This is a genomic window from Albibacillus kandeliae, assembly GCF_003116585.1.
Taxonomy (GTDB): domain Bacteria; phylum Pseudomonadota; class Alphaproteobacteria; order Rhodobacterales; family Rhodobacteraceae; genus Albibacillus; species Albibacillus kandeliae.
Map to the genome: position 1 here is coordinate 15,300 of NZ_QEHM01000015.1, position 13,316 is coordinate 28,615.

At 65.4% G+C, this 13,316-nt stretch carries 14 protein-coding genes; 11 read left to right on the forward strand and 3 right to left on the reverse strand.

From position 1 onward, the window contains the following. Positions 1-6 precede the first annotated feature (6 nt). Positions 7-1,683 (forward strand): amidohydrolase family protein, encoded by a 1,677-nt coding sequence (locus DDT93_RS24900; protein ID WP_109468632.1) that lies wholly within the window; start codon positions 7-9, stop codon positions 1,681-1,683. An 82-nt stretch (positions 1,684-1,765) separates the two neighbouring features. Here the strand turns inward: DDT93_RS24900 and DDT93_RS24905 are convergent, their stop codons facing one another. Continuing rightward, positions 1,766-2,368 (reverse strand): TetR/AcrR family transcriptional regulator, encoded by a 603-nt coding sequence (locus DDT93_RS24905; protein ID WP_232825569.1) that lies wholly within the window; start codon positions 2,366-2,368, stop codon positions 1,766-1,768. A gap of 132 nt (positions 2,369-2,500) precedes the next feature. Here DDT93_RS24905 and DDT93_RS24910 point away from each other — a divergent pair, with 132 nt between their 5' ends. Beyond that, positions 2,501-3,064 carry a carboxymuconolactone decarboxylase family protein gene (locus DDT93_RS24910; RefSeq protein WP_109468634.1) on the forward strand — a complete coding sequence of 188 codons (564 nt, stop codon included), beginning with the start codon at positions 2,501-2,503 and terminating at the stop codon, positions 3,062-3,064. 175 nt (positions 3,065-3,239) lie between these two features. On the opposite strand, the gene DDT93_RS24915 is transcribed toward DDT93_RS24910, so the two are convergent. Then, a complete protein-coding gene (locus DDT93_RS24915; protein ID WP_198654969.1) occupies positions 3,240-4,196 on the reverse strand; it encodes a LysR family transcriptional regulator in 957 nt (318 codons plus the stop codon). 138 nt (positions 4,197-4,334) lie between these two features. On the opposite strand from DDT93_RS24915, the gene DDT93_RS24920 reads away from it, so the two are divergent. From DDT93_RS24920 to DDT93_RS24960, 9 genes are all read left to right on the forward strand, one after another. After that, a complete protein-coding gene (locus tag DDT93_RS24920; protein ID WP_109468635.1) occupies positions 4,335-5,120 on the forward strand; it encodes a transporter substrate-binding domain-containing protein in 786 nt (261 codons plus the stop codon). Positions 5,121-5,182: 62 nt separating this feature from the next. Further along, complete coding sequence (locus DDT93_RS24925; protein ID WP_109468636.1) at positions 5,183-5,974, forward strand: creatininase family protein; 792 nt, start codon at positions 5,183-5,185, stop codon at positions 5,972-5,974. 15 nt (positions 5,975-5,989) lie between these two features. Beyond that, the gene (locus DDT93_RS24930) at positions 5,990-6,637 is read left to right on the forward strand and encodes an amino acid ABC transporter permease (RefSeq protein WP_109468637.1); all 648 of its coding nucleotides are present in this window, start codon (positions 5,990-5,992) and stop codon (positions 6,635-6,637) included. A gap of 16 nt (positions 6,638-6,653) precedes the next feature. After that, positions 6,654-7,310, forward strand: coding sequence for an amino acid ABC transporter permease (locus DDT93_RS24935; RefSeq protein WP_109468638.1), 657 nt, complete (start codon positions 6,654-6,656; stop codon positions 7,308-7,310). A gap of 16 nt (positions 7,311-7,326) precedes the next feature. Then, entirely contained in the window at positions 7,327-8,100 is a 774-nt protein-coding gene (locus DDT93_RS24940; protein WP_109468639.1) for an amino acid ABC transporter ATP-binding protein, read from the forward strand. Between the two features lie 9 nt (positions 8,101-8,109). Further along, on the forward strand, positions 8,110-9,450 hold the full coding sequence (locus DDT93_RS24945; RefSeq protein ID WP_109468640.1) for an aminotransferase family protein: 1,341 nt from the start codon (positions 8,110-8,112) through the stop codon (positions 9,448-9,450). Positions 9,451-9,481: 31 nt separating this feature from the next. Further along, positions 9,482-10,174, forward strand: coding sequence for a CoA transferase subunit A (locus tag DDT93_RS24950; protein ID WP_109468641.1), 693 nt, complete (start codon positions 9,482-9,484; stop codon positions 10,172-10,174). Beyond that, positions 10,161-10,814, forward strand: a complete 654-nt coding sequence (locus DDT93_RS24955) for a 3-oxoacid CoA-transferase subunit B (RefSeq protein WP_232825570.1) — start codon at positions 10,161-10,163, stop codon at positions 10,812-10,814. Before DDT93_RS24950 ends, DDT93_RS24955 begins: the two co-directional genes overlap by 14 nt. Before the next feature lie 8 nt (positions 10,815-10,822). Continuing rightward, positions 10,823-12,115: an ArgE/DapE family deacylase gene (locus DDT93_RS24960; protein ID WP_109468643.1), complete on the forward strand. Its 1,293-nt coding sequence runs from the start codon at positions 10,823-10,825 to the stop codon at positions 12,113-12,115. Between the two features lie 39 nt (positions 12,116-12,154). Here the strand turns inward: DDT93_RS24960 and DDT93_RS24965 are convergent, their stop codons facing one another. Then, positions 12,155-13,150: a GlxA family transcriptional regulator gene (locus tag DDT93_RS24965; RefSeq protein WP_232825571.1), complete on the reverse strand. Its 996-nt coding sequence runs from the start codon at positions 13,148-13,150 to the stop codon at positions 12,155-12,157. Between the last annotated feature and the right edge of the window lie 166 nt (positions 13,151-13,316).

Below are 13,316 nucleotides of genomic sequence, written 5' to 3' on the forward strand. Positions count from 1 at the left end.
ATGATTATGAGCGATTCAACGATCACTCGCCGTGACTTCAACACCGGCGCCACTGCCGCCGCGGCTATCGTCGGAACCGCGGGCCGCGCCTTGGCCCAGTCTGCCGCACCGCTGGACCTCGCGATCCTGAACGGCAGGGTGATGGACCCGGAGACCGGATTTGACCAGGTCGCGAACGTGGGGGTGAAGGACGGTCGCATCGTGTCGATCACGACCGAGGAACTCTCCGGGGCGAGAACCATAGACGCGTCGGGCCATGTGGTCGCGCCCGGCTTCATCGACACGCATTTCCACTGGCCGCGCGCCATCGGTAACAAGATCGCGCTGCGCGATGGGCGCACTACGGTGATGGATCTCGAGATGGGAACGCTCGGCACCCTGGTCAACGACTGGTACGCCGCGCGGGAGGGCAGCAACCAGACCAACTACGGCTGCGCCACCTCGCATGAATTCGCGAGGGCCTTTGTCCTCGACGGGATCACTACCACCGATACGCCCGAGGCGCTGAACCACCGCGGGTCGGACAAGACTGGCTGGTCGTCCACGAGGCCAAGCCTCGAGCAGGGCAATGCGATCCTGAAGGTGATCGACGAAGGACTTGCCGCGGGCGCCATCGGGATGGGATCGACGCTTGGCTACATGCGCGACGGTGTATCCGCCCGCGAGGTGTTCGAGGTTCAGAGAACGGCGGGAAACTACGGGCGGCCGTCGGCGTTCCATTTCCGCTACACACCGGGCACGGACACGCAGGAATCGAACGGCATTCAGGAGATGCTGGCCAATGCCGCGGCGCTGGGTGCGCCCGCCATCGCCTGCCACTTCAACAACCCCGGTTACAACCTCGTCCACGAACTCCTCACCCGGATGCGCGAGCGCGGGATGAACGTGTGGGGAGAGCTTTATCCCTACGTCGCCGGCTCGACGGCGCTGAATGCCGTGTTCCTTGAGCCCGAGGTCTGGGTCCAGCAGCTTGGCTACAAGTACGAGGATACAATTCAGGATGCGCTGACCGGGGAATTCTACACGCAGGAAACCCGCGCCGAGATGATCAAGAAGGAACCGGCACGACTGGTTCAGGTCTACAAGATGCCCCCGGAGGCCGTCACCGACTGGCTCAAGATGCCGGGCGTGGCAATTGCGTCTGACACGATGCCGATCGCCGGTGATGGCTTCGCGTGGGACACGCCTTACGAGGACCTGCCGAACAGCCATCCGCGCGGAGCAGGCAGCTTTGCCAGAGCGCTGCGAATGGGCCGCGAGAACGGCATCCCGCTCATGCAGTCTCTCGCGCAGACCAGCTGGAACTCGGCCCGGCCTCTCAGCGAGTTGGGCCTGAAGTCGATGCAGGAACGCGGCCGGATGCAGGAGGGCATGGTGGCCGACATCACCATCTTCAACCCGGAGACGGTGAAGGACAACGCAACCTACGAGAAGGGCACTTTGCCGTCGGAAGGCATTCCCTACGTCATCGTGAACGGCACCGTGGTGGTGGACGACTCCGAGGTGCTGAAGGACGTCAATCCGGGGCAACCGATCCGGTTCGAGCCACAGGAAAGCCTGCTGCAACCGGTCGACGTCGCAGCCTGGACCCAGACATATTACGACGTCCCGCAAGACTTTGGCGGCGGTGTTCCCGGCAGCCAGCCGGTCTACGACAAGCGGGTTATCCGGTGCTGTGACTGAGGAAAGTCTTCCTCGCCGGTGCCCTCGGTCGGATGTCTGCTGAAAGGGTCGGCCGGTTCCTCGTCACGGGCCCTCGGCGCAACTAGCCCTGCGCGGCCCGCCCGATCTCTGCGGCAAGATCGTCGCAGAGGTCCCGCATCCGCGCGGTGTCAGTCTCGCGCTGCGCCTGTACCTTCAGACCGAAAATGTAGGTCTGGATGCGCCGCGCCAGCCTGTCGGTGTCCGTGTGCTCCGGCAACTCGCCCTCTGACTTTGCGGCCTCCAGCGCAGAGCCGATGACCTGTCCCACGCGGTCCAGATGGTCCGAGATGAAGGTACGCAGCTCACCGTCCTGCGGGGCCTCCAGCAGGGATTTCACCAGCATGCAGGCGGTGGACGGCCGGTCACACGGCGCGAGGTCTGCCAATCCCCGGAGGTGCCTTTGCAGCGCCGAAAGCGGAGACGCGCTGCGCGCGATGAGCGCTTCCATCTCGCCCGTCATGCGTTCGGCGTAGCGGTCGAGCGTGGCGCGGAACAGGGCTTCCTTGCTCTGAAAGGCGGCATAGATCGAGCCCGGTTTCATGTTCAGAACCACTTCGAGGTCCTTCAGCGACGTCGCATGAAAGCCCTTTGTCCAGAAAAGGGTCATCGCCGCCTCGAGGGCGGCATCGCGGTCATAGGAAGCCGTCCGTGCCATGAGCGTCATTTAGGACGCCCAAGGATCAGGACGCAATGGCATCACGAAAAGTTTTGAGTGATTGCTCAGGAATGAACTTGAGCAATCACTCAAGTATGCTCAGATTGGCGGCGTTGCGAAGCCCAGAGGAAAGGCAAGACCATGACCAAGTTCGAGAAGCTCGACGAAACCACCGCCGCACCGGCAGCCCTGCCGCTGATCGAGAAATCCAAGGCCGCCTTTGGCCGTCTTCCAGGCCTGCATGCCGTCATGGCGCGTTCGCCCGCGCTGCTGGAAGGCTATCAGGTGCTGCACCGCCTCTTCGCCGAGGAAACCTCCTTCGATGCCGAGGAGAAGACCGTCGTCTGGCAAACCATCAACGTGTACCACCAGTGCCACTACTGCGTGCCCGCCCACACCGGGATCGCGAAGGCGATGAAGGTGGATGACGCCATTTCCGATGCGCTGCGCGACGAAACCCCGCTGCCGACGCCCAAGCTCGAGGCCCTGCGCACGTTCACGTTGGCCATGACCGAGAGCCGTGGCAACCCGACCGATGCCGACCTCGAAGCGTTCTATGCGGCAGGGTATGGCGAACAGCAGGTGCTGGAGATCGTGCTCGGTCTCGCGCAGAAGGTGATGAGCAACTACACCAACCACCTGGCCCAGACCCCGGTGGACGCCCCCATGCAGAAGTTCGCCTGGACGCCCAAGGCAGATCGCTAAGGCAATGGTGGCGGGAGGGTACCTCCCGCCGCCGACCAAAGGGCGGGCGCGATCTTACTGACCGCGTCCGCAGGCGCTTAGGCGATGCTGGGCGAAAGCACTGACCGGCTGTTGCCTGGACCCAACTCGCCCCGGCGGCCAGTGAGCAGGCGCAACACGGAGCGCCCTCAGGACCTCACATGTAGGTCCGTTCTTCCAGCGGCACCGTTTCCAGCATGGACTCGATCATCGCGAGGAAGGCGGTCTCAGGGGGCGACAGGCTCCGGCGCGGGTTGGTGAGCAGGTAGATCTCGACCATCGGAAGCTGGGAGTAGGGCGGCAGTTGCCAGAGTTCGCCCAACCGCACGTCGCGGCGTGCAACATGGACCGGCAGGGCGCCGATGCCGATATTGGCGACGATCATGCGCCGGACCTCGGGCAGGCTGGAGGACACGCCGCGCAGGCCGGTGGCGAGCCCGGCGCGTTCCCTGAACTGGCTGACCGAAACCAGCGGACCGCCCTCGATCTCGGTCTGGAAGGCCACCGAAGGCTCGTCTTCCAGCTCGGACAGCGCGATGTTGCGCTGGCCGAAGAGGTGATGCTTCACGCCGCAGTACAACCCGAAGTATTCCCGAAAGAGCACCCGCGCCTCTAGGTTGGCGGGCGGCGCGGACAGCAGGCAAATGCCGAAGCTGGCCGCGTTCTGGCGAATTCTCACGGCGACCTCGGCACTTTCCTCGATCACGATCGAGAAGGTGACCTCCGGGTGCCGGCGGCCAAAGGTCGCGAGCACCTCGTCGAAATGGGGCGAGACCACGTGGCTGGCCACCACCATGCTGATATGGCCGGTCAGGGTCTCTTCGTCTGCGGCCATCAGCGCGGGCAGCTGTGACACCGCCCCGAAAATCGAGGCGCATTCGGAATAGAGCACCTTGCCCGCCTCGGTCACCTGGAACCGGTTGGGCTTGCGGTCGATCAGCTTCCGGCCGGTCGCCTCTTCCAGCCGCTTGAGGGCGCTGCTGATCGTCGGTTGCTTGAGCCCCAGAAAGTCCGCGGCCTTCGAGATCCCGCGCTGTTCCACCACCACCATGAAGGTACGCAGCAGGTTCCAGTCCAGGTTCCAGGGAAAGCGCTGTTCGTAGGTTCTAATCATAGATTTGGTCAATTATCGCAATTTAGAATATCTATTTGCATGATGAAATGCCCCCATGCAACCCTCTGCCGAAGCGGTGCGTCTCGCGTCGCAGCACGGGCAGAGGCCCGGCCAATCTGGAAAAACAGGGAGTATGACATGACGACGCGCAGGGCATTGATCAAATCCGCCATGCTGGCCGGAGTTGCCGCGATGGCCACTTTCGGCGCCGCAGGCTTTGCCGCGGCCGAGGACCTCGACACCATCAAGGAGAACGGCGTGATCCGCATCGCGATGAGCGGCGCCTATCCTCCGTTCAACTTCGTGAACGAAAAGAACGAGGTCGTGGGGTTCGATCCGGCCATCGGCACCGAGATCGCCAAGCGCATGGGCCTCAAGGTCGAGATCATCACCACCGCATGGGACGGGATCATCGGCGGGCTGCTGGCCAACAAGTACGACGCCATCGTCGGTTCGATGTCGATCACCGAGGAGCGTGACAAGGTGGTCGATTTTGTCGGTCCCTACTACACGACCAAGCGCGCGATCTTCACCAAGCCCGACAGCGGTATCACCAGCGTCGAGCAACTGAAGGACGTCAAGGTCGGCGTGACCCTCGGCGAAACGCACGAGGAATGGGCCCGCGACCAGGGCTACACCGTGCGCACCTACAAGGGCCTGCCCGAACTGCTGCTGGAGCTCGAGAACGGCCGCGTGGACGTGATTGTCAACGACTCCATCGCCGCGATCCTCGCGATGAAGGAAATCGGCTATGACTTCGTGGCGCTCGACGACCTCGAAACCGACGCGATCGGTGCCGGCATCGCGATCCGCGAGGGCAACCCCGAACTCGCCAAGCAGATGCAGGCGGCGCTGGATGCCATGATGGAAGACGGCACCTACCTCGAAATCGCAAACGAGTGGGTCGGCGGCGACATCCGCTGAGCCGACGCAATCGAATACGGTCCGCCGGGATACCGGCGGGCCTGACGTTTCGGGGACCAAGAATGACGACAGACTACGGCAAGCTGACCTGGGAAGACGTGCGCGACGCGGACAAGGACCGCGTGGTGATCCTGAACGTCTCGGCAACCGAGGACCACGGGCCGCACATGCCGCTCGACACCGACACCGTGCTGGGCATGGCGGTGGCCAACGGGGTGGCAAAGCTGGCGCCCGACGAGGTTTTCGTGATGCCCGCCGTGCCCTATGGCTTCAACGAGCATCACAAGGATTTTCCCGGCGTCATCTGGATCCAGCCCGAGACACTCATCGCCTTCGTCACCGACATCACCAAGTCGCTGGCCCATCACGGCTTCCGCCGTATCCTGCTGCTGAACTCGCACGGGTCCAACCACCCGGTGCTCGACCTCGCCGCGCGCAAAACGGTGATCGAGAACGAGATCATCTGTGTCTCGGCCTCCTACTGGAACCTCTGCGCCGACCGGGTGAACGAGGTCCGCAAGTCCGAGATCGGCGGCATCGCCCACGCGGGCGAGTTCGAGGCGGCGATGTACATGCACCTGCAGCCGGAACACGTGGACCTGTCGAAGGCCACCAACCAGAACCTGCACAACCCGAACAGCAAGTTCTTCAACCTCGACCTCGCCAAGGGCGGCGGCAAGGCCATGCTGATGCGCTGGTGGTCCGAGGTTTCGCCCGAGGGCACCATGGGCGACCCGACCGTGGCCGACCCCGAGACCGGGCGTAAGTTCCTTGAAGCGGCGATCGAGGAGACGACGGCGCTGGTGCGCGAGATCCGCGCGCTGCCGATCCTGTCGCGCAAAGACCACCACTGAGGAGAGAGCAGGCGGATGGATTTCGATCTGATCTACCAGGTCACGCCCTACTTCATTCAGGCGGCGTGGGTGACGATCCAGCTTTCGGTCCTGTCCTGCCTGCTGGGTCTTACCTGCGGAACGCTCGGCGCCTCGGCGCGCCTGTCGCGCCACGCGGTCGTCCGCTACCTCGGCGCGGCCTATGTCAGCGCCTTTCGCGGCACGCCCGCGCTGATCCAGCTCTTCATCCTCTACTTCGGCGGACCGCAGATCGGCATCCAGCTCGACGCCTTCGAGGCGGGGGTGATCGGGCTTGGCATCAACATCGGCGCCTACATGACCGAAACCATTCGGGGGGCCATCGTCGCCATCGACAAGGGCCAGCGCGAAGCCTCGCGCACGCTTGGGATGGGACGGTTCCAGACCATGCGCTACGTCATCCTTCCGCAGGCCGCGCGGCTGATGATCCGGCCGCTGGGCGTCAACATCAACGCGCTGATCAAGGGGACCGCGCTGGTCGCTGCGATCTCGGTGGTGGAGCTGACCTATACCGCGCAGCGCTTCATCGGATCGACCTACAAACCGTTCGAGATGTTCCTGATCGCGGGCATTCTCTACATGATCATCATCTACGTGACCGGGCGCGCGATTGCCTGGCTGGACCGCAAGGTCCGGATCGTCTGACCGGAAGGACGCCGACATGGGGCTCGATTTCTCGGTAATTCCCAAGTACCTCGACGTGATCCTGCTGGGCGCGCTGTGGACCATCGCGATCACCGTGGCGGCCGCGCTGCTCAGCTTTATCGGCGGCATTCTCTTCGCGGTCATCGCGCTCTACGCGCCACGGGCCATCCGCCTGCCGTTCCGCGCGTTCGAGTGGCTGTTCATGGGCACGCCCCTGCTGCTGCAGCTGTTCCTGATCTATTTCGGCCTCGTGCAGATCGGTATCGACCTGCCAGCCTTCGTTGCCGGGGTGATCGGGCTGGGGCTGCATTTCGCGGTCTACAATTCAGAACTGATCCAGACCGCCATCGTCGCCGTGGACCGAGGCCAGATGGAGGCGGCGCGGACCCTTGGCCTCAGCCGGGGCGAGGCGCTGCGCAAGGTCGTCGTACCGCAGGCGGTGCGGGACGTGATCCCGCCCATCGGCAACAACATGATCGCCCTGCTGAAGGATTCCGCGCTGGTCTCGGTGATCGGGGTGGGCGAACTGACGCTCTCGGCCCAGCTCGCCATCGGCCGCACCTACCGGCCATTCGAATTCTACGTCCTCGCGGCGGTCTTCTACTACGTCATCAATCTCGGGATGGAAGCGGTCCTGCGGCGCGTCGAGCGCCGGGTCCAGGCCTCCCGCTGAGCGCGAAGGAAACGACATGACAGACCAGAAACCCTTCGTCGACATCCGCCATGCCCAGAAGAGCTACGGCACGCTGGAGGTGCTCAAGGACATCTCGCTGCAGGTCCAGCGCGGCCAGATCGTCGCGATCATCGGGCCCTCGGGCTCGGGCAAGAGCACGCTGCTGCGCGCCATCAACGACCTCGATCCGCTGACCGGCGGAGAGGTCTGGCTGGAGGATACGCAGGTCAACAAGAAGCTGCCGCACCGCCAGTACGAGAAGCACATCAACCAGGTGCGGCAGGACATCGGCATGGTGTTCCAGCACTTCAACCTGTTCCCGCACCTCACAGTCCGCGACAACATCAAGCTGGCGCCGAAGCTGCTGAAGGGCCTCTCCGACGCCGAGGCCGACAAGCTGGCGGAGGAGCAGCTCGAGAAAGTCGGGATGCTGGAACGCATCGACTACTACCCCTCGCGGCTCTCCGGCGGGCAGAAGCAGCGTGTCGCCATCGCGCGGGCGCTGGCGATGAAACCCAAGGTGATGCTGTTCGACGAGGCGACCTCGGCGCTCGACCCGGAACTGGTCGAAGAGGTGAACCTCGTCATGAAGAAGCTCGCCGAGGAGCACATGACGATGATCATCGTGACCCACGAGATGGGCTTTGCTGAGAGTGTCTGCGACCGCGTCCTCTTCATGGATCAGGGGGTCGTGGTCGAAGAAGGCCCGCCCGAGGTGATCTTCCGCAACCCGTCGAACGAACGCACCCGCAACTTCCTCCGCAAGCATCTCGCCACCGCGAACAAGTGAGCCAGAGACATGTCGCATCTCTTCTACCAGACATCGGCCTACCGCCCCTTCCTCGACCGGGGAGAGGGCATCTACATGTACGGCCAGGACGGCCGCCGCTATCTCGACGGGTCCTCCGGCGCGATGGTGTCGAACATCGGCCATTCCAACCCGCGCGTGCTGGAAGCGATGCGGGCCCAGATGGAGAAATCGACCTTCGGCTACCGGCTGCACTTTCAGACCGAGGCGTCAGAGGCGCTGGCCGCCAAGACCGCCGCACTGTCGGCCCCGGGCATGGATCGGGTGTTCTTCGTCTCGGGCGGCTCCGAGGCGGTGGAAAGCACCATCAAGCTCGCCCGGCAGTACAAGCTGGCGATCGGGCAGGGCTCCCGCTTCAAGGTGATCTCGCGGATGCCGTCCTACCACGGCTCGACCTTCGGGGCGCTGGCAGTGACGGGCTACGACCCGCTGACCGCGCCCTTCGCACCGATGATGCGCGAGATGCCCAAGATCCCCGCCCCGCGCGCCTATCTCGACGGGCTGGACATGGACGACCCGGCGACCGGCCTGCACTATGCCGACATGCTCGAGGCCAAGATCCTCGAGGAAGGCCCCGAGAGCGTGCTGGCCTTCATCGTCGAGCCGGTCGGCGGTGCCTCGACCGGGGCGCTGGTGCCACCGGCGGGATACATGCAGCGCATCCGCGAAATCTGCACGGCCCATGACGTCCTGCTGATCCACGACGAGGTCATGTCGGGCGGCGGACGCACCGGCAAGTTCTGGGCCGCCGACCACTGGGGCACCACGCCCGACCTGATTTCGATCTCCAAGGGCTTCGGGGGCGGCTATGTCCCGCTCGGCGCGATGATCGCGCGGGGCGACATGGTGGACGCGGTGATCGGCTCGGGCGGGTTCCAGCATGGCCACACCTACGCCGGCAATCCGCTCGCCTGCGCCGCGGGCCTTGCCGTGATCGAGGAAATCGAGCGCAACGACCTGATCGGCAACGCCGCCCGCATGGGCGATCTGCTCAAGGCGCGGCTGACCGGTCTGATGAACCGCTATCCCTTCATCGGCGACGTGCGCGGCAAGGGATTGCTGCTGGCCTTCGAACTGGTCTCGGACCGGGGCACGATGGCGCCGCTGCCCAAGGGGCTGAACGCCTACCAGCGGCTGGTGGACATCGCCTATGACAACGGTTTGATCATCTATTCCCGCCGGACGCGTGGCGGGACCGAGGGCGATCACTTCCTCGTCTGCCCACCGATGATCATCGGCGAGGACGGTATCGAGGAGATCATGGACGGGCTAACCCGCTCGCTCGACCAGTTCGCCGCCGAGGCGGGTCTGGGCGTCGGAGAACCTGCATGAGGCCGCGCCCGGCCAGCCGGGGTGGTCCGCGATGAGGCTGCCCGACAAGACCACGACCATCGAGGCGGCCGTGGAGCGAATTGCGCCCGGCGCCACCATCATGCTCAGCGGCTTCGGCGTGCCGGGCACGCCGTTCCAGCTGATCCGCGAACTAGTGCGGCAGGGGCAGGGCGGGCTGACCCTGATCAAGAACGACGCGAACGAGACCGGGATGGGCGTGGATCACCTGCTGGCCAGCGGACAGGTCAGGCGCTTGATCACCACGCATATCGGGCTCAACGCCCGTGCGGTGGCGATGATGAATGCTGGCGAGCTGGAGGTCGAATTCTGCGCGCAGGGCATCCTTGCCGAGCGCATCCGTGCAGGCGGCGCGGGTCTGCCGGGCATCCTGACCGACATCGGGATGCAGACCGAACTCGCCGAGGGGAAGCCCCGGATCGAGATCGGCGGCGTCCCGGCTCTGGTCGAAACCGCGCTCCGCGTCGACGTGGCGCTGATCCACGCGGCACGGGCGGATGTCTTCGGCAATCTCGCCTATGCCGCCACCGCCCGCAACTTCGCGCCCCTGATGGCGATGGCCGCCGACGTCGTGATCGCCGAGGCCGAGACGGTCGTGCCGCTCGGCGGGCTGGAGGCCGAACAGGTGCACACCCCCGGGCCCTTCGTCGACCACGTCGTCGCGCTCGAGGCCCTGACCGAGGAGTACGGCATTGTCCGACGCTAGGAGCAGGATGATCGCGCGCGCCGCGCGCGAAATCGCGCCGGGCATGGTGGTGAACCTCGGGATCGGTCTGCCGACCAAGGTGCTCGACCATCTGGCTCCCGACTTCCCGGTCTGCCTGCACACCGAGAACGGCCTCACCGGGATCGGCCCGACGCTGCCCTACGACCGCGCCGACCGGAACCTGATCGATGCGGGCGGGGCCTATGTCTCGACCATTCCCGGCAGCGCCTTCTTCGACAGCGCGACCTCCTTCGCGCTGGTGCGCAGCGGCAGGCTCGACCTGACGATGCTCGGGGCCTTTGAGGTCGCGCAGAACGGTGACCTCGCCAACTGGAAGATCCCGGGCAAGTTCTCGCCCGGCGTGGGCGGTGGCCTCGAACTGGCGCAGAAGGCGCGCCGCGTCGTGGTGGTGACCACCCACACCGACCGCGCAGGCAACCCCAAGCTGCTGGCCGAATGTGCCCTCCCCTTGACCGCCGCGCGCTGCGTCAGCCGGATTTTCACCGAACTGGCCGTGGTCGACGTGACGCCGGACGGCTTTGCCTTGCGCGAGATCGCCGAGGGAACGAGCGTGGCCGAGGTCGCCGCCGCGACCGGCGCGCGGCTGCACCTGCCCGCGGACGAAATACCGACGTTCTGAGGAAGACCATGAACCAAGACCTGCAAACCCGCATCCTCTCTGCCGTCGATGCGCTCTTCGACGACCAGACCGCCTTTCTGTCGGAACTGACTGCCTTCCCCTCGACCCGGGGCAACGAACAGGCGGCGCAGGACTTCATGGCCGCCGAGATGGCCGCGCGCGGTTATGAAGTTGACCGCTGGGAGATCGACGTCGCCGATATCGCGCATATGCCGGGATTCTCCCCTGTGATCGGCGACTACGAGGAGGCGGTGAACGTGGTCGGCGCGCATCGCTGCACCAATCCGAAAGGGCGGTCGCTGATCCTCAACGGCCATATCGACGTGGTGCCCGAAGGGCCGCACGACATGTGGGACACGCCGCCCTACGCGCCCCGGATCGACGACGGCTGGCTCTACGGGCGCGGGGCAGGGGACATGAAGGCAGGTCTCGCCTCCAACCTCTTCGCGCTGGATGCGCTGCGCCATTGCGGGCTGGTCCCCGCCGCCGACGTCTTCCTGCAATCGGTGGTCGAGGAGGAGTGCACCGGCAATGGCGCGCTGGCCTGCCTGCAGCGGGGATACCGCGCCGAGGCCGCGCTGATCCCCGAGCCCTTCGGCGAGCAGCTGGTGACCGCGCAGGTCGGCGTTCTGTGGTTCCAGGTACACCTGAAGGGCATGCCGACCCACGTTGCCTATGCTGGGTCCGGTGCGAACGCCATCGAGGCCGCGATGCCGCTGATCGCCGCCCTGCACGAGATGGAAGCGCGCTGGAACGCGGATCAGGCCAAGCACCCGGAATACGCCCATGTCCACCACCCGCTGAACCTGAATGTCGGCCGGATCGAGGGCGGCGACTGGACCAGTTCGGTTCCGGCCTGGTGCGTCTTCGACGTCCGCATGGGGCTCTATCCCGGGCAGGACATGCAGGCCGCCAAGGCCGAAATCGAAGCGACCCTGAACGACGCCGCACGCCACAGCGCCTTCTTGCGCAACAACATGCCCGAGGTGATCTACAACGGCTTCGAGGCCGAGGGCTATGCGCTCGCCGAAGACGACAGCGCCGCCGCCGCGCAGGCCATCGCGGCGCTTGAAACCGCGCACCGCCGGGTGACCGGCGTCGAGCTTGGCAAGCTGCCGATCACCGCGACGACGGACGCCCGCTTTTTCGGGCTCTACGCCGATACCCCGGCACTGGTCTACGGGCCAAAGGCCGAGGCCATCCACGGCTTCAACGAACGCGTCGAACTGGAAAGCATGCGCCGCGTCACCCAGGCCACCGCGCTCTTCATCGCCAACTGGTGCGGGGTGCAGACGCTCTGAACGGGCTCCGGGGCGGAGGCGTGGAGGGGGCGCCGCCGCTCAGGCCGTTGCCGGGGCGATGCCGAAGGTCTGGCGATAGGCCGAGGGCGCCATACCGGTGAGTTTCTGAAAGCTCTTCCGGAAAGCCGCCACGTCGGAATACCCCACCTCCCATGCGATCCGGTCGATGGGCGTGTTGCCCTGCTCAAGCGCCTCGCGGGCCTTGGCGATGCGAACCTGCTGGAGATAGCTGTTGGGCCGATGGCCCGTCGCGGCGGTGAAGCGGCGCAGGAAGGTGCGCTCGGTCATGCCGGCGATCTCCTGCAGCTCGCTCAGATGAAGCGCCTCGCCCGCGTTGGCATGGACGTGGTGCTGCGCCCGCCGGATCGCATCGTCGCCATGATCGAAACGGGGGACGAAGGGGGCAAAGGGGCGCTGGCTGGACCGGGGCGGCTCGATCAGCAGGAAACGCGCGGTGGCGAGCATGGTCGACGCCCCCAGCAGCCGTTCGACCAGGGTCAGACCAAGGTCGGTCCAGGCGAGGATGCCGCCCGCCGTGACGATATCGCCGTCATCCAGCACCATGTGTTCTTCGGCCAGCTTGATGCGGGGATAGCGGCGCGCCAGCTGGTCCGCAAAGGCCCAGTGGGTCGTCGCCCGCCGCCCGTCCATCAGACCGGTTTCCGCAAGCACGAAGGCCCCGGCGCAGACCGAACAGAGTGTTGATCCTTCCGCATGGCGGTCGCGCAGCCAGTCCGCCGTGGCGGGGCTGGACTGCATCCGCTCGGGCATCACGAGGCTCGGCGGTGAAATGACATGCGAAAGCTGGTGCGCCTCGCCCGGGTCGCTGTCCCAAGTGCAGCGGATATCGTCGCCTTCGGCCTGCCAGTGCGAGACGCGGATTCGTCGGCCCGCCTCGCCGCTCCATTCGCCCGCGATGCGGAACAGGTCCGTCAGGCCGTAGATCGCCGAAAGCTGGCAGTCCGGATAGATCAGCAGGCCGATCTCGGCCACGGGCGCCGTCTTGGAGCGCATTGTCTGTTTTGCCTCGGTCATTGTCCGATCCGCCACCTCTCAGGGCTCTGCGCTTTCACTATCTCTGTTCATGTCGAAACCGAAAGGACACGCGATGCAACCCAACTTCACCCGGCGCGCAATGCTCACGACGACGGCCGCAGCGGCCGCGATGAGTGCCTTGCCCCGCCTGACCTTCGCCCAAGCA